General features: G+C 70.2%; 19 protein-coding genes. 5 read left to right on the top strand and 14 right to left on the bottom strand.

Annotation, left to right across the window (positions count from 1 at the left end; genetic code table 11):
* Positions 1–91 precede the first annotated feature (91 nt).
* The 4 genes from ACQP2F_RS44820 to ACQP2F_RS44835 form a co-directional block, all read right to left on the bottom strand.
* Positions 92–655 (bottom strand): hypothetical protein, encoded by a 564-nt coding sequence (locus ACQP2F_RS44820; protein WP_433298923.1) that lies wholly within the window; start codon positions 653–655, stop codon positions 92–94.
* A 282-nt stretch (positions 656–937) separates the two neighbouring features.
* Positions 938–1,234, bottom strand: coding sequence for a hypothetical protein (locus ACQP2F_RS44825; protein ID WP_433298925.1), 297 nt, complete (start codon positions 1,232–1,234; stop codon positions 938–940).
* 78 nt (positions 1,235–1,312) lie between these two features.
* Positions 1,313–3,505, bottom strand: coding sequence for a putative bifunctional diguanylate cyclase/phosphodiesterase (locus tag ACQP2F_RS44830; protein WP_433298926.1), 2,193 nt, complete (start codon positions 3,503–3,505; stop codon positions 1,313–1,315).
* 3 nt (positions 3,506–3,508) lie between these two features.
* Positions 3,509–4,675, bottom strand: a complete 1,167-nt coding sequence (locus tag ACQP2F_RS44835; RefSeq protein WP_433298928.1) for an FIST signal transduction protein — start codon at positions 4,673–4,675, stop codon at positions 3,509–3,511.
* Positions 4,676–4,767: 92 nt separating this feature from the next.
* On the opposite strand from ACQP2F_RS44835, the gene pyrE reads away from it, so the two are divergent.
* Positions 4,768–5,286, top strand: coding sequence for an orotate phosphoribosyltransferase (gene pyrE, locus ACQP2F_RS44840; RefSeq protein WP_433298930.1), 519 nt, complete (start codon positions 4,768–4,770; stop codon positions 5,284–5,286).
* Between the two features lie 7 nt (positions 5,287–5,293).
* Here pyrE and ACQP2F_RS44845 read toward each other — a convergent pair whose 3' ends face one another.
* Positions 5,294–6,346 (bottom strand): aspartate-semialdehyde dehydrogenase, encoded by a 1,053-nt coding sequence (locus ACQP2F_RS44845; RefSeq protein WP_433298932.1) that lies wholly within the window; start codon positions 6,344–6,346, stop codon positions 5,294–5,296.
* Between the two features lie 8 nt (positions 6,347–6,354).
* Positions 6,355–7,620, bottom strand: coding sequence for an aspartate kinase (locus tag ACQP2F_RS44850; RefSeq protein ID WP_433298934.1), 1,266 nt, complete (start codon positions 7,618–7,620; stop codon positions 6,355–6,357).
* A gap of 288 nt (positions 7,621–7,908) precedes the next feature.
* Here ACQP2F_RS44850 and ACQP2F_RS44855 point away from each other — a divergent pair, with 288 nt between their 5' ends.
* The 4 genes from ACQP2F_RS44855 (at position 7,909) to ACQP2F_RS44870 (ending at position 12,134) form a co-directional block, all read left to right on the top strand.
* Positions 7,909–8,694 carry a hypothetical protein gene (locus tag ACQP2F_RS44855; RefSeq protein ID WP_433298936.1) on the top strand — a complete coding sequence of 262 codons (786 nt, stop codon included), beginning with the start codon at positions 7,909–7,911 and terminating at the stop codon, positions 8,692–8,694.
* Positions 8,695–8,893: 199 nt separating this feature from the next.
* Positions 8,894–10,621, top strand: coding sequence for a 2-isopropylmalate synthase (gene leuA, locus ACQP2F_RS44860; RefSeq protein WP_433298938.1), 1,728 nt, complete (start codon positions 8,894–8,896; stop codon positions 10,619–10,621).
* Positions 10,622–10,818: 197 nt separating this feature from the next.
* Positions 10,819–11,454 (top strand): HNH endonuclease family protein, encoded by a 636-nt coding sequence (locus ACQP2F_RS44865; protein ID WP_433298940.1) that lies wholly within the window; start codon positions 10,819–10,821, stop codon positions 11,452–11,454.
* A complete protein-coding gene (locus ACQP2F_RS44870; protein WP_433298942.1) occupies positions 11,454–12,134 on the top strand; it encodes a hypothetical protein in 681 nt (226 codons plus the stop codon). Before ACQP2F_RS44865 ends, ACQP2F_RS44870 begins: the two co-directional genes overlap by 1 nt.
* Positions 12,135–12,182: 48 nt before the next feature.
* Here ACQP2F_RS44870 and ACQP2F_RS44875 read toward each other — a convergent pair whose 3' ends face one another.
* The 8 genes from ACQP2F_RS44875 to ACQP2F_RS44910 form a co-directional block, all read right to left on the bottom strand.
* Positions 12,183–13,220: an ABC transporter ATP-binding protein gene (locus ACQP2F_RS44875; protein ID WP_433298944.1), complete on the bottom strand. Its 1,038-nt coding sequence runs from the start codon at positions 13,218–13,220 to the stop codon at positions 12,183–12,185.
* A 16-nt stretch (positions 13,221–13,236) separates the two neighbouring features.
* Positions 13,237–14,289, bottom strand: a complete 1,053-nt coding sequence (locus ACQP2F_RS44880) for an ABC transporter ATP-binding protein (RefSeq protein ID WP_433298946.1) — start codon at positions 14,287–14,289, stop codon at positions 13,237–13,239.
* 10 nt (positions 14,290–14,299) lie between these two features.
* Positions 14,300–15,298 carry an ABC transporter permease gene (locus ACQP2F_RS44885; RefSeq protein WP_433298948.1) on the bottom strand — a complete coding sequence of 333 codons (999 nt, stop codon included), beginning with the start codon at positions 15,296–15,298 and terminating at the stop codon, positions 14,300–14,302.
* Between the two features lie 114 nt (positions 15,299–15,412).
* Positions 15,413–17,185, bottom strand: a complete 1,773-nt coding sequence (locus ACQP2F_RS44890; RefSeq protein WP_433298949.1) for an ABC transporter substrate-binding protein — start codon at positions 17,183–17,185, stop codon at positions 15,413–15,415.
* 85 nt (positions 17,186–17,270) lie between these two features.
* A complete protein-coding gene (locus tag ACQP2F_RS44895; RefSeq protein ID WP_433298951.1) occupies positions 17,271–18,278 on the bottom strand; it encodes an ABC transporter permease in 1,008 nt (335 codons plus the stop codon).
* Between the two features lie 398 nt (positions 18,279–18,676).
* On the bottom strand, positions 18,677–19,270 hold the full coding sequence (gene recR / locus ACQP2F_RS44900) for a recombination mediator RecR (RefSeq protein ID WP_433298953.1): 594 nt from the start codon (positions 19,268–19,270) through the stop codon (positions 18,677–18,679).
* 4 nt (positions 19,271–19,274) lie between these two features.
* Positions 19,275–19,586 carry a YbaB/EbfC family nucleoid-associated protein gene (locus ACQP2F_RS44905; RefSeq protein ID WP_433307901.1) on the bottom strand — a complete coding sequence of 104 codons (312 nt, stop codon included), beginning with the start codon at positions 19,584–19,586 and terminating at the stop codon, positions 19,275–19,277.
* A gap of 193 nt (positions 19,587–19,779) precedes the next feature.
* Positions 19,780–23,343: a DNA polymerase III subunit gamma and tau gene (locus tag ACQP2F_RS44910; protein WP_433298955.1), complete on the bottom strand. Its 3,564-nt coding sequence runs from the start codon at positions 23,341–23,343 to the stop codon at positions 19,780–19,782.

Consider the following 23,343-nt stretch of genomic DNA (forward strand, 5'->3'; position numbering starts at 1 on the left):
CTGAAAGGCCGCTGAGCCCGGTACTACCGGACGCTCCGCCCAGCATGCGAGACACCAGCTACGGCCGCGGTACGACTCTCTGGGGCCGCATTTACGAGCCGGCGCAACCGGTGCGTACGGCTTCGAGCCACGGCGTTCCGCCCAGGGCTACCGGTGTGATGTTGCGCGGCTGCTCGTCCGCTGTCTCCACGCTCACGGAAGCGGTAAGAACGGTGGGCTCGCCGCCCGGGCAATTCCAGTCGACCGCGACGTCGATGGGTAAGGCTGTCGCCGGTGGGATTTGGCGTTCCTTGTCGGCGCTGCGCACCGTGACGCCGGGTTGGTCGACGCGGACGGCCCGGACGTTGAGCAATGCCGGGCCGGCGTTCACGACGGTGACCTGGGCTTCGAGGTGCACCCGGCGCTGTTTGGTGGTCATGGTCATGGTGTCGGGCTCGGCGAACAGCAGGACGGCGACGGCGGACTCGTCGTGTTTCATCGACGCGGCCAAGGGCTTATAGCGCCAGATATAGGTCGCGACGCCGCCCAGTATCGCGCCGGCCAACAGCGACGCGAGCACGATCGTTAGCAGCGCTTTCGGGGCGGTAAGGCGGAGCCATCGTGCGGTCCCGTTCGGTGGCGTGCGGTACTGAGCCGGCTGGTCGAGATCGATCACTGCCTGTCCCCCTGCCGGTGAGAGCTGCCGTGGCATTCGGTCGAGGGTGGGCAATCGTCGCGATCGAGCACGGGCGCAGAGTATCTATCAACGTTCACGAGTGGCGGCGGCGGTGGGCGGGGCTGGGGCCTGAGCGGGGCGGGGTGGCGGGGTCGACCAGGGGTGGGTCGGCTCGCCTCGCGGGGGCGGGGCCGCTAGATGCGCGAAGAGCCGCGCACGGCCGGCTGCTGCGGTCGTGGGCGGCTCTCGGCGTATATCTGCTGCTGGATTTTGATGGGGAATTCAGAGCGCCAACTGTGGGCGGACCGGGACCGCGGCTACGGCTGGTCCTACGCTTCGGCCGGGGATCTGTTGGGGCACCGAGTAAGGGCCCAGCATCGATTCGACCGCGGGGGCGATGGCTGGGCGGGCGTCGAGCTGGATCAGGCGGGCGGCTCGGGCCAGGGAGCCGGTCTCGCCGTCGCGGAAGCCCTCTCGGTAACCCTTTTCGTAGCGCTCGCCGCGGCCCAGGGCGCGGCCGAGCGCGAAACAGGACGAGCCGGCGAGTGCCAGGAGGAAGAACAATGCGAAGGGTGTCACGGAATGTTCCTTCCGAGTAATTAGCACCAATTAGGCGAAAAGTACCCCAAAAGGATCTTCCATGTTGTAGCGCGGAGATCAAGTACGCGGATGGGTGACGAGGTCTTCGCGCAGCGGGCGGGCCAGGCACGACGGCAGCTGGTCAGGGTCGGTCGGGCGGCACAGATAGTAGCCCTGGCCGTAGCCGCAACCCAGCTTGCGCAACGCCTCCAGCTGGGCAGCGTTTTCGATGCCCTCGGCCACCGTGCGCAGGCCCAGGATCTGCGCGAGCTCGACGATCGTGCGGACCAGGGCTAGATCCTCGGCGGTCAGCTCGGCCCGCGCGATGAAGGCGCGGTCGATCTTCAGCTCGTCGACCGGGAGCTCGCGCAGATAGGCCAGCGACGAATAGCCCGTACCGAAATCGTCGATGGACAGCTGCACGCCCAGGCCGCGCAGCACGTGCAGCGCCGCCTTGCCGAGGTCGGGCTCGCTCATCAGCACCGACTCGGTCAGCTCCAGCGTCACGGCGCTGGACGGCAGGCCGGCGATGGCGAGCGCGCGCATCACATTGTCGGCGAATCGCGGATGTACGAGTTGGTGCCCGGAGACATTGACGTTGAGCCCCAGGTCGGGGAAGTCGCGCCGCCAGCGGGCGACCTGCTGCGCGCTCGTCTCGAGCGCCCACTGGCCGATGTCGGTGATCAGGCCGAACTCCTCGGCGATCGGGATGAAGTCGACCGGTGAGACGAAGCCGCGGGTCGGGCTGTGCCAGCGGATCAGCGCCTCGACGCCGACCGCGACGCCGTCGGTCAGCCGGACCAGCGGCTGGTACTGCAGCCGGAACTCGCCGCCGCGCAGCGCCCGCTGCAGGTCGCCGCGCATGCTCAGGTAGTCCAGCGCCTCGGTGTGCATGTACGGCTCGTAGACCAGCACCCGCCCGGTTCCGTCCTTCTTCGCCCGGTACATCGCCAGGTCGGCGTTGTGCAGCAGCGTCTCCGAGCGCTCGGTGGGCTCACGCGAGGTGGCGATGCCGACGCTGGCGCCGATGAAGACCTCGCGGCCGGCCACCCGGAACGGTTCCTTGATCGCGGCGACGACCCGGTCTCCGACGATGGTGGCGGCCTCGACCGGCGAGTCGTGCAACAGCGCGGCGAACTCGTCGCCGCCGAGACGGGCGGTGGTGTCACTGGCCCGTACGCATCCGCGCAGTCGCCGGGCCACCAGGGCGAGCAGCTGATCGCCGGCCTCGTGGCCGAGACTGTCGTTGACCGCCTTGAACCGGTCGAGGTCGACGAAGAGCACGCTGGTCGGGTCGGTCTCGGTCGCACGCGAGGCCAGCACCCGGTTGAGGATCTTGAGGAAGAGCGCGCGGTTGGGCAACCCGGTGATCGGGTCGTGGTGCGCCTCGCGGACCGCCTCGACGGTCCGCGCGTCGGTCAGCGCCAGGCTGACCTGCTGAGCGAACGCGGCGAGCTGGTCACGCTGCTCGGCGTACTGCTCGGTGCTCCCGGGCAGGTGGGCGATCAGGCTGCCGGCCATCTCGCCGGTGACCCGCACCGGCGCCGCGATCACCGTGCCGGTCGCGTCCGGGCGGACCAGCACCGTGCCGCCGGACATCGCGGCCCGCGCCGCCGACTCCGCCACGGGCTCGCCGTCCGTACCGCCGCAGGTCGAGGCCACCGACAGACGCCGGTCCGGGCCGCCCTCGGCCAGCAGCAGCGCGACCGTGGCGCCGTCGAGCAGATCGGCCGCGCCGCTGGTCACCGCGTCCAGGATCTCCGGCAGCGGCCGCCGGGCGGAGATCGCCCGCTGGATCGTGAGCAGCGACTCGACCAGCCGCTGCCGGGTCTGCGCGTTGCTGGCCTGCCGTTCCTTCTCGGCGCGCAGGTGCCGCTCGGCGGCGAGCACCCGGATGCTGCGCAGCGCGAGGCCGAGCACCTGGCCCATCCCCCGCAGCATCTGCCGTTCCGCGGGCGTGAACGGCTCGTCGGCCCGGCAGACGATCAACGCGTCGCCGTCCTCGCCGCCGAGCGGGTTCGGCGCGGCGTGCAACTCCCCCAGACCGGGAACGTCGAGCACGGTCTGACCGGCGGCGACGGCGAGCAGGCCGGCGACGGGGACCTGCGCGCCGAAGCCGTACGCGCCAGAGACCCGGCCCTCGCGCACGACGGCGCCCGCCTCGGCCTCCACCATCTCGGTCGCCCGCTCGACGGCGCCGGCGATCGCGGACTCCTCGTCCGCGGCGGCGTTCACGGCGGTGAAGTACTCGGTGAGTAGGTAGGTCAACATCGCTCAGGCCAGGGCGAGAGTGACCAGGGTCAGGTGGTGCAGACCGCTCGCGCCGCGGACCCGGGCGATCTCGCCGGTGGTGTAGAACCCGGCGAACGGCGCGCCGTGAAGGGCCTCCCGCATCGCGGCGATCTCGTCCTCCATGCCGCCCCCGCCCTCGACCAGGCCGGCCCGGCGCCCGCCGCAGTCGAAGGCCAGTACGCCGAGCGGGGCCAGCCCGTCGAGCCGGGCCACCGCCTCGGTGCACGACCAGGTCGCCCCGTCGAGCAATGCCTGCCGGTCGGCCTCCATGAGCCAGACCAGGGCGCCCTGCGGGACGTCGGCGGTGCCCCAGACCGAGCGTTCCTCGTCGTCGCCGGCGTGGATCACCCGGATGTCCTCGCCGTTGCGCCGGGACAAACCGAGCGGCTGCAGCTGGCGTCCCCGGTCGAAGAACTCGGCCGCCGTGCCCTCGAAGTCGTTGCGGTCCAGCAGCACGTCGAGCGCGGGCGCGTCGTCGAGCTCGTAGATGTGCGCGCCGTGGCTCTTGGTGACGATCATCGGGGGCTCGATGCGTCGCCAGCCGTGCGCGATCCCGATGCCGATCGGGCCGTCCGAGCCGAGCGCGACCCCGACCACCGCGCCCGAGAACACCTCGTCGCCGTGGAACTGGTACGTCCGCTCGAAGTGCCGGTCGTCCGCGCCGAAACCGCCGACCAGCGGGTACGCCGCGCCGGCCGACGAGTACGCGCCCCGGACGATCTCGTGCGGGTGCCCGGTCATCCCGTCGCACAGCAGGATCAGCACCCGGTTGTCGTCGTGTAGCCCGCGCAACGCCTCGGCCGCCGCCACCCCGGCCGCACGCGGGTCGTGCTCGTCGACCACGGCCACCCGGGTGTGCACCGTGAAGCCGTCACCGCCGAGCGCCGCCACCGCGACCCCGCCCACGGTCATGCCGCCGTTGCCGAGCTCGCCCATCGTCGTGCTGCCCACGATCGCGGCGTCGGGGCCGGCCTCCTCGCGTACCGCCGCCAGCAGCGCCGGCAGGTCGTGCGCGACCGAGCTGAAGACGAAGACGGCCTTGGGCACGCGGCCACCGGTCGCCTCGGCCGCGGCCTCGGCGCCTGCCTTCGCCGAATCGGCCGCGCTGCTCTGCCCGGCGCCGAACCAACGGTGCGGGTTGATCTGCATGATCCCCTGATCGGCATCATCTGTCGGTTGCTGAGTGGTTGCCACCGGGGTGCTGTTCGGTGTCTTCGAGCGGAGTGACAGGCTTGGTCCTTGTGACTTCTCCTGATGACCTCGCGCGGCGTGTCCGCGACGTGAGCCGCCTGACCGGTTCGTTCGTGCTGCGGTCCGGACGGACGGCGACCGAGTATTTCGACAAGTACCAGTTCGAGGCCGACCCCGAGCTGCTCGACCGGCTGGCCGAGCGGATGGCGGTGCTGATCCCCGAGGGCACCGAGGTGCTGGCCGGCCTCGAGATGGGCGGCATCGCGGTGGTGACGGCGCTGGCCCGGCACGCCAAGTTGCCGACCGCCTTCGTGCGCAAGCAGGCCAAGCAGTACGGGACGGCGCGGCTGGCCGAGGGCGCCGAGGTGGCCGGCCGGCGGGTCCTGGTCGTCGAGGACGTGGTCACGTCCGGCGGCCAGGTCGTGATCTCGACCGGTGAGCTGCGGAAGCTCGGCGCCCACGTGGACCACGCGCTGTGCGTGATCGACCGCAAGGAGGGCGGCGCCGAGGCGCTGGCGGCCGAGGGCATCAAGCTGCGGGCGCTGCTGACCCGCGACGACCTGAGCTGACCCCGGGTTACCGGCCCTCAGCTGCCAGCAGCTCTGCTATCTGCACGGTGTTGAGGGCCGCACCCTTGCGCATGTTGTCGCCGGTGATGAAGAGGTCGAGCGCCCGCGGGTCGTCCATCGCCCGGCGGATGCGGCCCACCCACGACGGGTCGGTGCCGACCGCGTCGATCGGCATCGGGAACTCGCCGGCCTCGGGGTCGTCGACCAGGATGACGCCGGGGGCGTTGCGCAGCACCTGACGAGCGCCGTCGGCGTCGACCTCGGAGCCGAAGACGGCGTGCACGGCGATCGAGTGACCGGTCACGACCGGCACGCGTACGCACGTGGCCGACACCTTGAGAGCCGGAATCCCCAGGATCTTGCGGGACTCGTTGCGCAGCTTGAGCTCCTCCGACGACCAGCCCATCGGAGCCAGGTCGCCGGACCAGGGCACCACGTTGAGCGCCAGCGGCGCGGTGAACGGCCCGAGGTCGTCGCCGACCGCCTGCCGCACGTTGCCCGGCCGCGAGCCCAGCGACCGGTCGCCGGCGACCTTGCTGAGCTGGTCGTGCAGGGTGTCGACACCGACCTGACCGGCGCCCGAGGCGGCCTGGTAGGAGGCGAGGACGAGCTCGCGCAGGCCGTACTCCCGGTGCAGCGGGGCGATCGCCATGATCATCGCCATCACCGTGCAGTTGGCGTTGGACACGATGCCCCGCGGACGCGTACCCATCGCATCCTGGTTGACCTCGGGCACCACCAGCGGCACGTCCGGCTCCATGCGGAACGCGGCCGAGTTGTCGACCACGGTGACCCCGCGCGCGGTGGCGACCGGCGCCCAGGCCAGCGACACGTCGTCGGGCAGGTCGAACAGCGCGATGTCGACGCCGTCGAAGGCCTCCGGGGTCAGCTCGCGCACGGTCAGCTGCTCGCCGCGGCAGGACAGCTGCTTACCGGCCGACCGCGCGGACGCGAGCAGCCGGATCTCCCCCCAGACGTTGCGCCGGGAGGTGAGCAGCTCGAGCATGACGGTCCCGACGGAGCCGGTGGCCCCGACGACGGCGAGCGTGGGCTGCGCCATCGGAGCGCTTACCGCCCGGTGCCGGCGTACACCACCGCCTGCTCGCCGCTGCCCAGCTCGAACTGGTCGTGCACGGCCCGCACCGCGGTGTCGAGGTCGGTGTCACGGCAGACGACCGAGACCCGGATCTCGGACGTGGAGATCATCTCGATGTTGACACCGGCCTCGCCGATGCAGGCGAAGAAGGAGGCGGCGACGCCCGGGTGCGAGCGCATGCCGGCGCCGATCAGCGAGACCTTGCCGACGTGGTCGTCGAAGAGCAGGCTCTTGAACTTGATCTGCTCCTTGATCTTGTCGAGGGCCGCCATCGCGGTCGGGCCGTCGGCCTTGGGGAGCGTGAACGAGATGTCGGTGCGGCCCGTGCCCTCGGTCGACACGTTCTGCACGATCATGTCGATGTTGATCTCGGCCTGGGCCACGGTCTCGAAGATGCGGCCGGCCGCACCGGGCTCGTCGGGCACGCCGACAATGGTGATCTTGGCCTCGCTGCGCTCGTGGGCCACCCCGGTGATCAAAGCTTGCTCCACGTCAGGGTCCTCCATCGATCCGGTGACGAGCGTGCCTTCTTTGTGCGAGTACGAAGAGCGTACGTGGATGGGCACCTTGAAGCGCCGCGCGTACTCCACGCATCGCAACATCAGCACCTTCGCCCCGCCGGCGGCGAGCTCGAGCATCTCCTCGTACGTGATCTGCTTGATGTGCTTGGCGTCGGGCACGATGCGCGGGTCGGCCGTGAAGACGCCGTCGACGTCCGTGTAGATCTCACAGACGTCCGCGTGCAGGGCGGCGGCCAGCGCCACCGCGGTCGTGTCCGAGCCGCCGCGGCCGAGCGTGGTGATGTCCTTGGTGTCCTGCGAGACGCCCTGGAAGCCGGCGACGATGGCGATCGCGCCCTCGTCTAGCGCGGAGCGCAGCCGGCCGGGGGTCACGTCGATGATCCGGGCCTTGCCGTGCGTGGAGGTGGTGAGCACGCCGGCCTGCGAGCCCGTGTATGAACGAGCCTCGTAGCCCAGGTTGTGGATGGCCATGGCCAGCAGCGCCATCGAGATGCGCTCGCCGGCGGTCAGCAGCATGTCGAGCTCGCGGCCGGGCGGCAGCGGGCTCACCTGGTTGGCCAGGTCGAGCAGCTCGTCGGTCGTGTCGCCCATCGCCGAGACCACCACGACCACGTCGTCGCCGGCCTTGCGAGCGGCCACGATGCGCTCCGCCACCCGCTTGATGCGCTCGGCGGTCGCCACCGAGGAGCCACCGTATTTCTGCACCACCAGTGCCACGGGGTAACCATTCCTTCGGATCACATACCGGCAACACCGGTCAGTTCGGTCGCCACCACAGTAGCCGCGACCCCGCCGAACTCCGACAGCCGATCCCAGATTCCGGCCGTCCTGGGCTCTCGGACAGCCGCGGTGGGCTTTCGGAGAGCCGCGCCGGCTTTCGGAGAACCGCGCCGGCTTTCGGAGAGCCGCACCCGCTTTCGGAGAGCCGCACCGGCTTTGGGATAGCCGCGACACGCCAGGCTCGCGACGCCGACCGGTTCGGCCCGCGGAGGCGAGAATGTCTCGGTGCGCCCACGCTTCCGCTCTTTGTCCGTCCCGGCCGCCGCCCTGCTGGTGCTGGCGGCCGGAACGGCGTGCGGCGGCGGCGATCCGGCCCCCGATCCCACGGCGTCGGCTTCCCCGCCGCCGGCCGGCACCGACGCGCGGGCGGACCTCGTGGCGCGGGCGACGCTGGCGCTCGACAAGGCGTACGCGGCCCTCTACACGCTGGACGACCAGGACGGGCGCCGGCACAACGTGGTCGCCACGATCGGCGCCGACGGCACCTGGCGGGTGGACGTCAGCGACGGCATGCTCGGCGGCACCACCGACGTCTCGATCGTCTCGGCCCGGACCGGCGTCGACCAGTGCACGGTCGCCTCGGCGAGCAACCCGGTCACGCCGACCTGCGTGAAGGTGGCCGAGCCCGGCAAGCGGGTGCCGAAGGGCAACTCGCCGGATGTGGAGCGCCTCTTCCGCCAGTGGCTGCCGGTCTTCGCCGACCGGCAGTCGGCGCTCTCGGTGACCGAGGTCGAGCCGCTCGCGGGCGCGCAGGGCACCTGCTTCTCGGTCGACTCGGTCTCGGCGTCGCTCAAGGCGCCGGTCGACGTCGGCATCTACTGCTACGCCGACGACGGCGTGCTGACCGCGGCCCGGGTCGACTTCGGCACGCTCAAGCTGGTCAGCCAGGTGGCCGGCCCGGCGACGGTGGCGCTGCCCGGCCCCGAGTCCGGCGCCCAGCCGATGACCACCGACGCCCCGCCGCCGCCACCGGCCGTTGTCGAGCCGTCCGGGGTGGCGTCACCAGCCTGACCCCGGCATCCCACGATCCGGGCGTAGAGTTAGCTCCGTCCGAGTTGATCACGTAGGGTGATTCCGACATGTGGCAGGCACTCCTTCTTCGCTGCCGCGACGAGGCCCCATCCCAGGCCGGCACCTCGTCGCGGAGTTTCTGCGTTATCTAGAACGCGGGCGCCGCCTCCTCGCCTCGTCCTTCCTTGGAGCAGCCGACATGTCCACGTCTTCTTTCGATACTCAGCGCCCGTCTGCCATGCCCTTCGAGCGCTACCAGCCCTACCAGCAGCAGTTCAAGGTAGAGCTGCCCGACCGCCAATGGCCGTCCCGCCACATCGAGGCCGCCCCGCGCTGGTGCGCGGTCGACCTGCGGGACGGCAACCAGGCCCTGATCGACCCGATGTCGCCCGAGCGCAAGCGGCGCATGTTCATGCTGCTGGTGCAGATGGGCTACAAGGAGATCGAGGTCGGCTTCCCGGCCGCGTCGCAGACCGACTACGACTTCATCCGCCAGCTGATCGAGCAGGACCTGATCCCGGACGACGTCACCATCCAGGTGCTGACCCAGTGCCGTGAGCACCTGATCGAGCGCACCTTCGAGTCGCTGCGCGGCGCCAAGCGGGCGATCGTCCACTTCTACAACTCGACGTCGGTGCTGCAGCGCCGGGTGGTCTTCGGGCTCGACAAGGACGGCATCACCGACATCGCGACCAGCGGCGCCCGGTTCTGCCAAAAGTACGCCGAGATCTACACGCCGGACACCGAGATCTTCTACGAGTACTCGCCGGAGTCCTACACGGGCACCGAGCTGGAGTACGCGCTGGAGGTCTGCTCGGCCGTCATCGACGTGATCGACCCCACCCCGGACCGGCCGCTGATCATCAACCTGCCGGCCACGGTCGAGATGGCCACCCCCAACGTGTACGCGGACTCGATCGAGTGGATGCACCGGCACCTGCCCCGGCGCGACTCGGTCGTGCTGTCCCTACACCCGCACAACGACCGGGGCACCGGCGTGGCCGCCGCCGAGCTGGGCCTGATGGCCGGCGCCGACCGCATCGAGGGCTGCCTGTTCGGCAACGGCGAGCGCACCGGCAACGTCGACCTGGTGACGCTGGGGCTGAACATGTTCTCCCAGGGCGTCGACCCGATGATCAACTTTGCCCAGATCGATGAGATCAAGCGGACCGTCGAGTACTGCAACCAGCTGCCCGTGCACGAGCGCCACCCGTACGTGGGCGATCTGGTCTACACCTCCTTCTCCGGCTCCCACCAGGACGCGATCAACAAGGGCTTCGCCTGGCTGAAGTCCGATGCGGACGAGGCCGGGGTGCCGGTCGACCGGTTCGCCTGGGGCGTGCCCTACCTGCCGATCGACCCCAAGGACGTGGGCCGCAGCTACGAGGCGGTCATCCGGGTCAACTCGCAGTCGGGCAAGGGCGGCGTGGCGTACATCATGAAGGAGGAGCACAACCTCGACATGCCGCGCCGGCTGCAGATCGAGTTCTCCGGGGTGGTGCAGCACCACACCGACGAGGAAGGCGGCGAGGTCAGCCCGCAGCAGATGTGGGACATCTTCGCGGCGGAGTACCTGGTCGAGCACCAGATGTCGACGGCATTCAAGATCGAGAGCTACTCGACGGCCACGGTGGACGGCAAGGTCGAGATCGACGTGGAGATCTTCCACCGGGGCGTACGCCGCCCGCTGCTCGGTGTCGGCAACGGCCCGATCGACGCGTTCGTGCAGGCCGTGAAGCCGCTGGACATCCAGGCTCGGGTGCTGGACTACAACGAGCACGCGCTCACCTCGGGTGGTGACGCGCAGGCCGCGGCGTACGTGGAGGTCGAGGTCGGCGACAAGGTGGTGTGGGGCGTGGGCATCGACGCCAACATCGTCAGCGCCTCGATCAAGGCCGTGACCAGCGCGATCAACCGCGCTCGCTGATTTCGGGGTCTCCCGCGCGCCGCTTTCCGCACCCGGCTTGGCGGCGCGCGGGATGATCCACTCACGGGTTATCGACCGGGACAGATCGGACGAGACGGCCTTAGTCTGAAGGAGTGCCCCTCCACACTCCTCGTTGGACTGTTATTCTCCTCTCCGCCGCCATCGGGTTGAGCGCCTGCCAGGGTGTTTCGATCGACGTGGGCCCCGCTCCCGGCGCGACCAAGACCACCAAGACGACCAAGCCCGCGAAAACCACCAAGCCCGCGCCCACCAAGACCGGTAAGCCCGGTTCGGGCGGCGGCGGGAGCAGCGCGACGGCCGAGGCGCAGCTCAAGAAGCTGACCGTGGCCAAGCCCGGCCCGATGAAGGGCTACAGCCGGGAGAAGTTCCCGCATTGGCGCAGCACCGGCGGCAACTGCGACGTGCGCGACTCGGTGCTCAAGCGCGACGGGAGCAAGGTGAAGCTCTCCGGCTGCAACGTGGTGGCCGGCACGTGGAAGAGCGTCTACGACGGCAAGACACTGTCGTCGCCGACCCTGGCCGACATCGACCACCTGGTGCCGCTGGCCAACGCCTGGCGGTCGGGCGCGTCCGCCTGGACAACCGCGAAGCGCGGCGACTTCGCCAACGATCTGGACGACCCGCAGCTGGTCACGGTGTCGGCGTCGTCGAACCGCTCGAAGGGCGACCAGGATCCATCGACCTGGAAGCCGACGGATACCAGCACGTGGTGTGGGTATGCGGAAGACTGGATCGCGGTGAAGACCCACTGGAAGCTGACGGTCACCACCGCCGAGAAGACCGCCCTCGACGACATGCTGAGGAAGTGCTGATGATCGACCCAGCCTCCGCCCCCGCCGGCACCACCGCACCCGCGTCCGACGCTGTCGGAGCGCCCGTTGCCGGCGGGTCCGCCGCCGACGCGGCTGCCTCCTCCGCCTCCTCCGCGGCTGGCGCCGGTCCCGCGCCGGAAATGTCCGGCCCGGGGGATAAATCGGATGGTGGGCTGCGTGCCGGGTCGGCAGCCGCGGCCGTCGCGGCGGAAATGCCGGGAGCCGGATCGACCGCGGGGGCGGCGGACGCGGTCGCCGCGACGGAGAAGACCGGCGCGGCGGAGAAGGCGGGCGCGGCGGAGAACGCCGGCGCGGCGGAGAACGCCGGCGCGGCGGAGAACGCCGGCGCGGCGGAGAACGCCGGCGCGGCGGAGAAGGCCGGCGGGGCGGAGAAGACCGGCGGGGCGGCGCGCGAAGGTCGGTCGTCCAAGGGCGAGCTCAAGACGAACATTACGGCCGGGCCCGGTGGGGTCATGACCGACGAGGTCGGCGTGATCACGGGGGACCTGACGCTGCGGACCGAGGCGGACGGCAACAAGGTGACCGTGCACGTGCAGTATCTCGAGGCCGACGAGTGGTACAAGGTCACCGGGGGCAAGGTGACGGTCAAGGATCCGGCCGACGCCGCGGCCATTCACAAGCTCGCGGTCGGTCTGCTCAATCGGCCCGAAGAAGGCTAGAGCCCGCGCTCTCACGGGCGCGGGCTCCGGGCGTACGGGCTCAGGGGTCTAAGCCGGCGCCGACGCCGGACGGCGACCCGCCACCTGCTCGTCCTCGACCACCGGGAAGTGGCACGCCGTCTGGTGCGAGGCCGGGTCGTCGAGCCGGGTGACCAGCGGCGGCTCCTCCGTCGCGCAGATGTCCTGCGCCTTCCAGCAACGGGTGCGGAAGCGGCATCCGGACGGCGGGTTGATCGGGCTCGGCACATCGCCGGTGAGCAGCACCCGCTCGCGCTGCGCCCGATCACGCCGCGCGGGGTCGGGCACCGGGACCGCCGACATCAGGGCGACCGTGTACGGGTGACGCGGGTTCCGGTAGAGGTCGTCGCGCTCGGCGATCTCCACCACCTTGCCCAGGTACATCACCGCGACCCGGTCGGAGATGTGCCGTACCACCGACAGGTCGTGCGCGATGAAGACGTAGGTCAGGTCGAACTCGCTCTGCAGGTCGTCGAGGAGGTTGACGACCTGCGCCTGGATCGAGACGTCGAGCGCCGAGACGGGCTCGTCGGCAATGATCATCTTGGGCCGCAGGGCCAGCGCGCGGGCGATGCCGATGCGCTGGCGCTGACCGCCGGAGAACTCGTGCGGGTACCGGTTGTAGTGCTCGGGGTTGAGGCCGACCAGCTCGAGCAGCTCCTGCACGGCCTTCTTGGTGCCCTGCGGCGTCGGGATGCTCTGGATCTGCAGCGGCGCCGCGATGATCGAGCCGACCGTGTGCCGCGGGTTCAGCGACGAGTACGGGTCCTGGAAGATCATCTGGACGTCGCGACGCAGCGGCCGCATCTGGGTCACCGACTTGTGCGTGATGTCCTTGCCGTCAAAGACGATCTTGCCACCGGTCGGCTCCAGGATCCGGCTGAAGAGCCGGCCCGTGGTCGACTTGCCGCAGCCGGACTCGCCGACCAGGCCGAGCGTCTCGCCCGCCTTCACCTGAAGGTCGATGCCGTCCACCGCGCGCACGGCGCCGACCTGCCGCTTGAGCAGGCCCTTGGTGATCGGGAAGTGCTTCTCGAGCCCCGACACCTCGAGCAGGTTCTCGCTCATCGTTGTTCAACTCCGCTCACAGGTTCGGTAGCACTTCCTCGTGGAAGATCTTGGTGCGATCCTCCGCGGGCAGGTGGCAGGCGACCAGGTGCCCGGCACTGTGGCCATCGGGGCGCAGTTGTGGCACCTCGGTGAAGGACCGGTTGCCGTTGCGGCCCGCGTACGGGCAGCGCGGGTTGAAGGCGCAGCCCTTCGGCAGGTTGATCAGGCTGGGCGGGGTGCCCTTGACCGGGGTGAGCCGCTCACGGACGTCACGGTCGAGGCGGGGCATCGAGCCGAGCAGACCCCAGGTGTAGGGGTGCTGCGGGTTCTTGAAGACATCGAGGGCCGGGCCCTTCTCGATGACCTTTCCGCCGTACATGACCAGGACGTCGTCGGCCAGCTCGGCCACCACGCCCAGGTCGTGGGTGATCATGATGACCGCCGAGCCGAACTCCTCCTGCAGGTCCCGGATCAGGTCCAGGATCTGCGCCTGCACCGTGACGTCGAGGGCCGTGGTCGGCTCGTCCGCGATCAGCAGCGCCGGGTCGTTGACCAGCGCCATCGCGATCATGGCGCGCTGCCGCATGCCGCCCGAGAACTGGTGGGCGTAGTCGTTGAAGCGCCGCTCCGGCTGCGGGATGCCGACCCGGGCGAGCATGTCGATCGCCCGCTCACGGGCGACCTTCTTGTTCGCGTTCGGGTGGTGGACCCGATAGGCCTCGACGATCTGCGACCCGACGGTGAAGTACGGGTGCATGGCGCTCAGCGGGTCCTGGAAGATCATCGCCATCTTGCCGCCGCGGAGCAGGCGCACCTGCTCGTCGGTGGCGGTGACCAGTTCCTGGTCGTCGAGCCAGATCTCGCCGGTGACCTTGGCGTTGCTCCGGGTGCGGTGCAGGCCGAGGACCGCCAGCGAGGTCACGCTCTTGCCGGAGCCGGACTCGCCGACGATGCCGAGCGTCTTGCCCTTCTCCAGGGTGAACGCCGAGCCGGTGACCGCCTGGACGATGCCGTCGTCGGTCTCGAACCGGACGTTGAGGTCCTTCACTTCGAGGAACGGTCGCGGGGTGACGGAGCCGATGGACAACGTGGCCTCCTCAGCCCAGCCGCACACGCGGGTCGATGACGCCGTACAGCAGGTCGACGATCAGGTTCATGATGACGATGAAGAACGCGGCGAACAGCGTGACGCCCAGGATCACCGGCAGGTCGCTGGTGCGGATGCCGTTGAGGGCGTAGTAGCCGAGGCCACGCAGGTTGTAGACGGCCTCGGTGAGGACCGCGCCGCCGAGCAGCGCGCCGAGGTCGAGGCCGAAGACGGTGACCAGCGGGGTCAGGCCGGAGCGCAGACCGTGCTTGCCGATGACCGTACGCTCGCGCAGGCCCTTGGCCCGGGCGGTGCGGATGTAGTCCTCACCCAGGGTCTCGAGCATGTTGGCCCGGGTCAGCCGGGCGTAGGTCGCGGCGAACAGGAACGCCAGCGTGATCCACGGCAGGATCAGGCCGGTGAACCAGTCCCACGGGTTCTCCGTGAACGGCGTGAAGCTCGGGTTCGGCCAGCCCAGCCAGTACACGAAGATGCTCAGCGAGAGCAGGCCGGTGAAGTAGATCGGCAACGAGACGCCGGCCAGGGCGATCGTCATCACCGATCTGTCCCAGATCGAGCCGCGTCGCAGAGCCGAGATGACACCGAAGATGACGCCCATCAGTACCCACAGCACGGCGGCGCCGATGGCGAGGGAGACGGTGACCGGGAGGGCGTCCAACAGCAGCGGCCACACCTCCTGGTTGGTCTTGAACGAGTAGCCGAGGCAGGGGGCGGCGCAGTGCGTGGTGTCCGTGCCGTTGGTGTAATCCCGGCCGACGACCAGGCCGCTCAGGAACTTGCCGTACTGAACCAGAATCGGGTCGTTGAGCCCGAGCTTGGTCCGGATGCCTTCGATCGCCACCGGATCGGCCTGCTTGCCGAGATACAGCAGCGCGGGATCGCTGCCGGTGGCCTTGGGCACCAGGAAGAAGACGCAGAAGGTCACGAACGTGACCACAAGCAGCGTCACGACGGAGTTGAACAGCCGCCGGATGAGGTAAGCCAGCACGACTTTCGGCCGAATACCGGGCGGGTGCCGAGCTCTTGCGAACCCGGCACCCGCCCGGAGGGGCGGCCTTCACCTGCCCTTCGATCTACCCGTTGTTGCTGGAGCGACCGGGTACTACTTGCCGTCGCTGACACCGATCGACGCGAAGTCGACCATCGCCAGACCCTGGTGGAAGTACACGTTCGTCAGCCGCGGGTTGTAGTAGTTGAGCGCCTTGTCGAAGACGAAGGGCACGAAGTAGTAGCCGTCCATGACCTTCATGTTCGCCTGCTGGTAGTCAGCAGCCGCCGCCTTCGCGTCCTTCTCGGCGAGACCCTTGGTGAACAGGTCGTTGATCGCCGGGTCGTCGATCTCGGGCAGGTTGTAGTTACCGGTCTTGGCGATGAACGAGCCCATCGCGATCGGGGCCAGGTAGCCGTAGCCGGTGGGGAAGTCGGCGCCCCAGCCGGCGATCATGATGCCGTAGCCCTTGGCCTTCACGACCGCCGGCGAGCCGACGACCGAGGCGACGTTCTTGCCGTCGTACTGCTCGATCGAGGCGTTGATGTTCACGGCCTTGAGCGCCGCCTGGAGGGCGGTCGCGGTCGCGACCTCGGCCGGCTTGTTGTTCCGGACCGCGATCTTGGTGTCGAAGCCGTTCGGCTTGCCACAGGCCTGGAGAGCGGCCTTCGCCTTGTCGAGCTGCGGCTTGCCCTGGGCGCGACCGTACGGGTCGTACTTCGGGTCGGCGCCGAGGATGTTCGGCGGCAGCATGTTCGTGGCGATGTCACCACCGGCCACCGGGCCACCGCGAGCGGTCTGCAGCGTCGTCGGGTCGGACGCGTAGATGACCGCCTTGCGGCACTCGATGTTGTCGAACGGCGCGACCTTGGTGCCCAGGGCCGCGTACCGGATGAAGCCGTTGTTGGGGTTGTACGCGGTTGCCTTGAGCTTGTCGTTCGTCAGGATCTGCGTACGCGCCTGGGTCTGCACACCGCTCTGGCTCACGTCCAGGTCGGCGGTGCCGGCGATCAGGCGGGAGTCCATGTCGTCGGCGTTGGTCGTGATCGTCAGGACGATCTTGTCAACCAGCTGCTTGCGGTTCGGGTCGGTCGACGCGTCCCAATTGGTGTTGGGAACCAGCGTCGCGCCCTTGCCCGGCTCGATGCTCTGGAACTTGTACGGGCCCGAGGAGGCCGGCGCGAGGGCGTACTTGTCGCCGGTGTCCCGCTTCTGCGGTACCGGAGCGCCGCCCGGGAGGGCCAGCTCGTACGGGAAGTTCGCGTTCGGCGCCTTGAGGTGGAAGATGATCGTCGAGTCGTCCGGCGTCTCGACGGTCTTCAGGCCCAGCTTGTTCGGGTCCTTGTCCTTGTACGGACCCGGGTAGCTCTGGCCCTGGTCGAGTTCCTCGATCAGGTACAGCGGGCCGCCGGGAACGACGTCCTGAGCGAAGATGCGCTCGATGCCGTACTTGATGTCCTTCGAGGTGATCGGCGACCCGTCGTCGAACTTGAGGCCGCTCTTCAGCTTGAACGTGTAGGTCTTGCCGTCCGCGCTGACCTCCGGGGCCGCCTGGGCCAGGTCCGGGGACAGAATCAGACCGTCCTGGCCGGGCTTCGGCGTGTAGGTCATGAGCGTCCGGCTGTAGAGCCGGTTCATGTCGATCGTCCAGGCGTAGTACGAGATCGCCGGGTCGAACGAGTCGGCGTCCTGCGGGCTCCAGAAGTTGAGCGTGCCGCCCTTCTTGTCGCTCGCGTTGGCGACGTTGGTCGCCACCGAGTTGAAGGCCGCACCCGAGCTCGAGTTGCCGTTGCTGTTCTTGTCATCCGAACCGCCACCGCATGCGGCGGTCAGTCCCAATGTGACGGCGGCCGTGGCGGCCACCATCACCTTCGTCTTGCCTGCCACCAAAACTCCTACCTCCTCGAACGGCGACCTGCGGGGTGTCGCCGAGATTCATGCGATGGAACCGCTGCGGATCCCAGAACGTCGTTCAGCGGGCCTTCGGGTCGAGTGCGTCCCGGAGACCGTCGCCGAACAGGTTGAACGCCAGCACGGTGATGAAGATCATCGCGCCGGGAATGATCATGAACATCGGGTCGTACCGATAGAACTGGAGAGCATCCGAGAGCATGCCGCCCCAGGAGGGGTACGGCGGCGGGATACCGACGCCGAGGAAGCTCAAGGCCGCCTCGGTCAGAATGTTGGTCGGGATGATCAGCGTCGTGTAGACGAGGATCGGCGCCGCCAGGTTCGGCAGCATTTCGCGGAACAGGATGCGCGGCGAGCGCGCGCCCAGACTTCGCGAGGCTTCGACGAACTCTCGCTCGCGGAGCGAGAGCGTCTGCCCGCGGACGATGCGACCGATGTACGGCCAGCCGAAGAACCCGATCACGGCAATCAGCACGAAGGTGCGTGACCAGCGTGGGCCGAGCCCGAACGAGGTGGCCGGCAGCACCGAGACCAGCGCGATCGAGAAGAGCAGCTGCGGGAACGCGAGCAGGAAGTCCATGATGCGGCTGACGATCGAGTCGACCCAGCCGCCGATGAAGCCGGCGGCCATGCCGAACAGCACGCCGAGGATCGTCGACACGAAGGCGGAGAGGAACGCGACGGTCAGCGTCGTCTGCGCGCCGTAGACGATCCGGCTGAAGATGTCCCGCCCGTTGACCGGCTCGACGCCCAGGATGTAGTCCTTCGAGATGCCACCGAGGTGCCCGATCGGCAAGCCGAGCGTCGGGTCGATCTTCTCGTTGTGGTACTCGTCGAACGGATGCCCGAGCAGCTTGATCAGCAGCGGGGCGATGAAGGCGATCACGACCAGGACGATGATGACGATGCCGCCGCCGACCGCAACCCGGTCCTTCTTGAGACGACGCCAGGCGATCTGCTTCAGCGATCGACCGGCGACCGCGGCTTCGCCCCTATCCCGCTCCACAGCCGCATCGGCGACGGGCGTCGTCGTCTCATCGGAGATTGACGCCTCCGGGCCAAGCGACATCTAGCGCCGGTCCTCTCCCGGTCTCCGGGGCGAAGCGGGCGCTCACAGCCAGCGGCACGCCGCATGCGGGCGGGCCGGGGGCGATGGCTACCCGCAGCGTCCGGCAACCGATCGGTTGTCTCGTGCCTCGAGTGCCGACCCTCGTCGCGACGGTCAGATGAGCCCGCGCCACGAAGGCACTCGACGGCGGGGGTGCCGCCATCGCAAGGAACATTCACCTAATGCGGTGCCTCGGTCAAGTTCACCGACCGCACACGGACAGTTCCGTGTCTCCCTCGTGATGTGGCTGTGACCTATGGCGCCGACCAAACGGAAACTACCGCGTTAGATGGTCGGCATAGAGCTAATTCGGACTAAATCACTAGCGTGGCGTTACGGCCACGTTACGCGATGTAGATCTATATTGCTCTACGTCCTTCGAACGCACGACCCAGAGTGATCTCATCGGCGTATTCGAGGTCGCCGCCCACCGGCAGGCCGCTCGCCAGCCGGGTGACCGAGATCCCCATGGGTTTGACCATCAACGCCAGATAGGTGGCGGTCGCCTCACCCTCCGTGTTCGGGTCGGTGGCGAGAATCAACTCCTTGACCTCGCCCGTCCCCAGCCGGAGAAGCAACTCCCGGATGCGCAGGTTGTCCGGACCCACGCCCTCCAGCGGATTGATCGCCCCGCCGAGCACGTGGTAGCGCCCACGGAACTCGCCGGTCCGCTCGATCGCGACGACGTCCTTGGGCTCCTCCACCACACACAACACCTCGTTGGTACGGCGGGTGTCGCGGCAGACCCGGCACTGATCCGACTCGGCCACGTTGAAGCAGGTCGTACAGAAGCGGACCAGCTCCTTCACCTTCCGCAGCGCGGTGGCGAGCCGGTTGACGTCGGCCGGGTCGGCCGAGAGGACGTGAAAGGCGATCCGCTGGGCGCTCTTGGGCCCGACACCCGGGAGGCGGCCCAGCTCGTCGATCAGGTCCTGGATGGCGCCCTCGTACACCGGATCAGAACCCCGGAATGCCGAGGCCGCCGCCGAGGCCGCCGGTGGCCGGGCCCATCTTGGCCTCGGCCAGCTCGCGCTGGGACTCGGCCGCGTTGCGGATCGCGGCGAGCACGAGGTCTTCCAGCGACTCGACGTCCTCCGGGTCGACCGCCTTGGGGTCGATGCGCACAGAGCTGACCTCACCGAGCCCGGTCATGACGACGCTGACCAGCCCGCCGCCGGCGCTGCCGGTCACCTCGGCCGCGGCCAGCTCGGCCTGCGCCTGAGCGACCTGCTGCTGCATCTTCTGCGCCTGCTTCATCAGCTGCTGCATGTTCGGCTGTCCACCGGGGCGCATGATCGCTCCTCAAATAAAAGTCACCGGTCGTCTGCACGGCCATCGATACCCCGCGGCCGGTCCATGTCAATCGCCGCCCAGCGTAGCCGCCTAACCGGCACCATCGGCCACACGCCACCCAGCGCCGGCCCAGCTCTCGGCAATCTTCTCGAGCCCCACAACGTCCGCCCTAGCTCTCACCGATCTTCTCGGCGCCCAGAACCTCCTGGAGCAGGCGCATGGCCTGTTGCTCGCCGCTCTCGCGGGCGGTCTTCTCGTCGATCACGTCGTCGAGCGGCTCGTCGCCGGGGTCGAAGCCCTCGAAGTTCGCCGCCCTGCCCGGCGGCGCGCCTGCCGCCGGTGGGCCGTCGAACTCGGGGTCGTAGGGCGCTTCCTCGGTCGGCGAACCATCGGACCACGCCGACGGGGAAGGCGCTGCCGCCGGTGGCGTGACGGCCGGCCGAGCGCCACTCTGCCGGGCCGCCGCCGCGGCGCGGGCACCGGCCGCGGCGGCGCGGGCGGCGGCGAGGCCGCTTCCGGCACTGGCCGCGCGCGGGGGCACCGGCGCGGCGGGCATCGTGCGGGCCGCGGGCGCAGCAGGCGTCGTGGGGACCGCGGCCGGAGCGGGCGTCGCGGGGGCCGCCGCCGCGGCGGGCGTCGCGGGAGCCGCCGCCGCAGCGGGCATCGCGGGAGCCGCCGCCGCAGCGGGCATCGCGGGAGCCGCCGCCGCAGCCGGCGTCGCGGGAGCCGCCGCCGCGGCAGGCACCGCGAGGCCAGCCGGAGCGGCGGATACCGTCGGACCGCCAGGGGCCCGGGACACAGTCGGGCCGACAGGCGGGTTGGGCGCCGCGTGGGTGGCAGGCGCGGCCGAGGCAGCGGGCGCGCCGGGCGCGAAGGCAGAAGCTGACGCGGCCGAGGCAGGCGTGGCTGCACCCGCGCCGAAGCCGGCCGTAGCGGCAGGCACGGCGGTAATGCCACCTGGCAGCGTGGTCCCAGCAGACGAGGCGGCTACGGCATCGCGAGCAGCGTGGGCCGGTGCGGCTCGTAGCGGCTCGGTCGGCTCGTCGGCGGCCGACACCGTCGACGCGGTCGACGCGTTCGGCGCGGTCGTGGCGGTCGAGGCGGTCGTGGCGGTCGACGCGGTGGGCGAACCTATCGGGCGGACCTCGGGCCAGTCCTCTTCCTCCTCCTCGACCGGAGGCCCCGTCGTCGGGGTGGTCGCGGCGGAGCCGCCTGGTTTGGCCGGCTCTGGCCAGTCGTCGTCGCCGGAGGAGGACGTGGACTCGGTCTCCTGGCGGCGGCTCTGGGCCGGACGGGCGGCGGCCGCGTGGGACTGCTGGGCGCCCGGGTTCATGGGTGCCTGGCGGCCCTGGCGGACTCCGGAGTACTCGGGCGTGCCGCCGCGGGCGGAGTCGGCGCCGTTGCGGTCGGCGGGCGCGCCTCCACCACGCGGGGCGGGCGGCATGGCGCCGTCGCCGGCGGTCTCGCAGCTGATCTCCCAGCGGCCGCCGAGCGCCTCGTAGAGGGCCCGTGCCACCTCGGACGCGCCGTTCGTGGCCATCTCGGCCAGCCGCGCCGAGCGGAAGATGAGCACCACCGTCCGGCCGTCGAAGTCACGCACGACGGCGTCGATGAGAAGGGCGGCGAGGCGCTTGTTCTGACGACGGATCGCGCTGACGATCTCGGGCCAGACCTCGCGGACGTTGGCGGCGGTCAGTTTCCCGGAAGGAGGCTCGACCGCGGCGGCGCCGGGCTCCTCGGGAGCGTCGGGCAGAACGCCGGGAGGCTCCGGGCGGCTGCGCTGAGCGGGGCGCGACGGCTCAGCGGCCGTGGCGGGAGCGGGAGCGGGCGGGGCGGGCCGGGCGGGCGCAGGTGTCGCGGCGGGCCGGGCGGGCCCAGGTGTCGAGGCCGACTGGGCGGCGGAAGGGCTCGCGGGAGTCGGGGCGGACGCCGACGCGGCGGGCTCGGAGCGGCGAGCGGGAGCCGGCGCGCTCTCGTAGGCGTCGGGCTCCGGTTCGTCATCCCACGGCGGCTCGTCGTCGTAGTACTCAGGCTCGGACGTCGCGGCCGTCGGCGAAGTGGGCACGGCCGACACGGGCGCGGATGCCGCAGGCGCAGCAGAAACAGGAGCGGAAACCGCGGGCGCAGCGGAAACCGGCGCAGGAGCCGCGGGCGCGCCGGAACCGGGCGCGGAAGCTGCGGGCGCAGCGGAAACGGGCGCGGATGCCGCAGGCTCGGCAGAAACGGGCGCAGCGGAGACGGGCGCGGCGGAAACGGGCGCGGCGGAAACGGGCGCGGCGGAAACGGGCGCCGTTGCGACCTCGGCGGCGGGAGCGGCCGGAGCCTCAGCGGCGGAAACGGTCGGGGCCTCGGCGGCGGCGGCCGGGCGCCGGCCGGTGTTGGCCGTAGGCGAACGGCGACTTGCCGCGGCCGCGGCGGCTCGGGCCGCGGACAGACCACCGCCACCGCCACCCCCACCCGCGGCGGCGGGGCTCGGCGCCGGATCGTCGGCGGGCGATGGTGGGGCGGACGTCACCACGGCCGGCGGGAGCGGGGCGGGAGCTTCATCGCGTACGGCCGGGGCGTCACCGCTCAGCGTGAGCCGCCGCTCCATGCGCTCCAAGCGCTGCAACAGCGCGCCCGTCGAGTCTTCCGCTCCGGGCAGCAGCATGCGGGCCGTGATCAGCTCCAGCAGGAGCCGGGGGGCCGTCGTGCCGCGCATGTCGACCAGGCCGTTGTGCACGATGTCGGCGCAGCGGGAAAGGGTCGCCTGGCCCAAGCGGGCCGCCTGCGCGCTCATCGTCTCGAGCTGGTCGGCCGGGCCGTCGATCAGGCCCTTGGACACCGCGTCGGGCACCTGCTGCAGCACGATCAGGTCGCGGAAGCGCTCGAGCAGGTCGGACGCGAACCGGCGGGGATCATGGCCGGCCTCGGCGACGCGGTCGATCGTCTCGTACGCCGCGGCGCCGTCGCCGGCCGCGATCGCGTCGCACATGTCGTCGATCAGGGTGACGTCGGTGACGCCGAGCAGGGCGACCGCGCGCGAGTAGGACACGCCCTCGGGGCCGGCGCCGGCGATCAGCTGGTCGAGCACCGACAACGTGTCGCGCGCGCTGCCGCCGCCGGCCCGGACCACCAGCGGGAAGACGGCCGGCTCGACGTGGATGCCCTCGGCGTCGGTGAGCTGCTGGAGGTACGGCCGGAGCACCGCCGGCGGGATCAGCCGGAAGGGGTAGTGATGGGTGCGGGACCGGATCGTGCCGAGCACCTTCTCCGGCTCGGTGGTCGCGAAGATGAACTTCACGTAGTCGGGCGGCTCCTCGACCAGCTTGAGCAGCGCGTTGAAGCCGGCCGACGAGACCATGTGCGCCTCGTCGATGACGTAGATCTTGTAGCGGCTGTTGGCCGGCGCGAAGAACGCCTTTTCCCGCAGCTCACGCGCGTCGTCGACGCCACCGTGGCTGGCCGCGTCGATCTCGATGACGTCGATCGAGCCGGCGCCGTCGTTGGCCAGCGAGCGGCAGGACGCGCACACCCCGCACGGCTCGGGCGTGGGACCCTGCTCACAGTTGAGCGAGCGGGCCAGGATGCGCGCGCTCGACGTCTTGCCACAGCCACGTGGGCCGGAGAAGAGGTAGGCGTGGTGGAGCCGCCCGCTGCGCAGGGCCTGCGACAACGGCTCGGTGACGTGCTCCTGCCCGATGACCTCGGCGAACGTGCGCGGACGGTACTTGCGGTATAGCGCGAGTGCCAC

Source organism: Actinoplanes sp. CA-030573 (assembly GCF_050951115.1).
Lineage (GTDB): Bacteria > Actinomycetota > Actinomycetes > Mycobacteriales > Micromonosporaceae > Actinoplanes.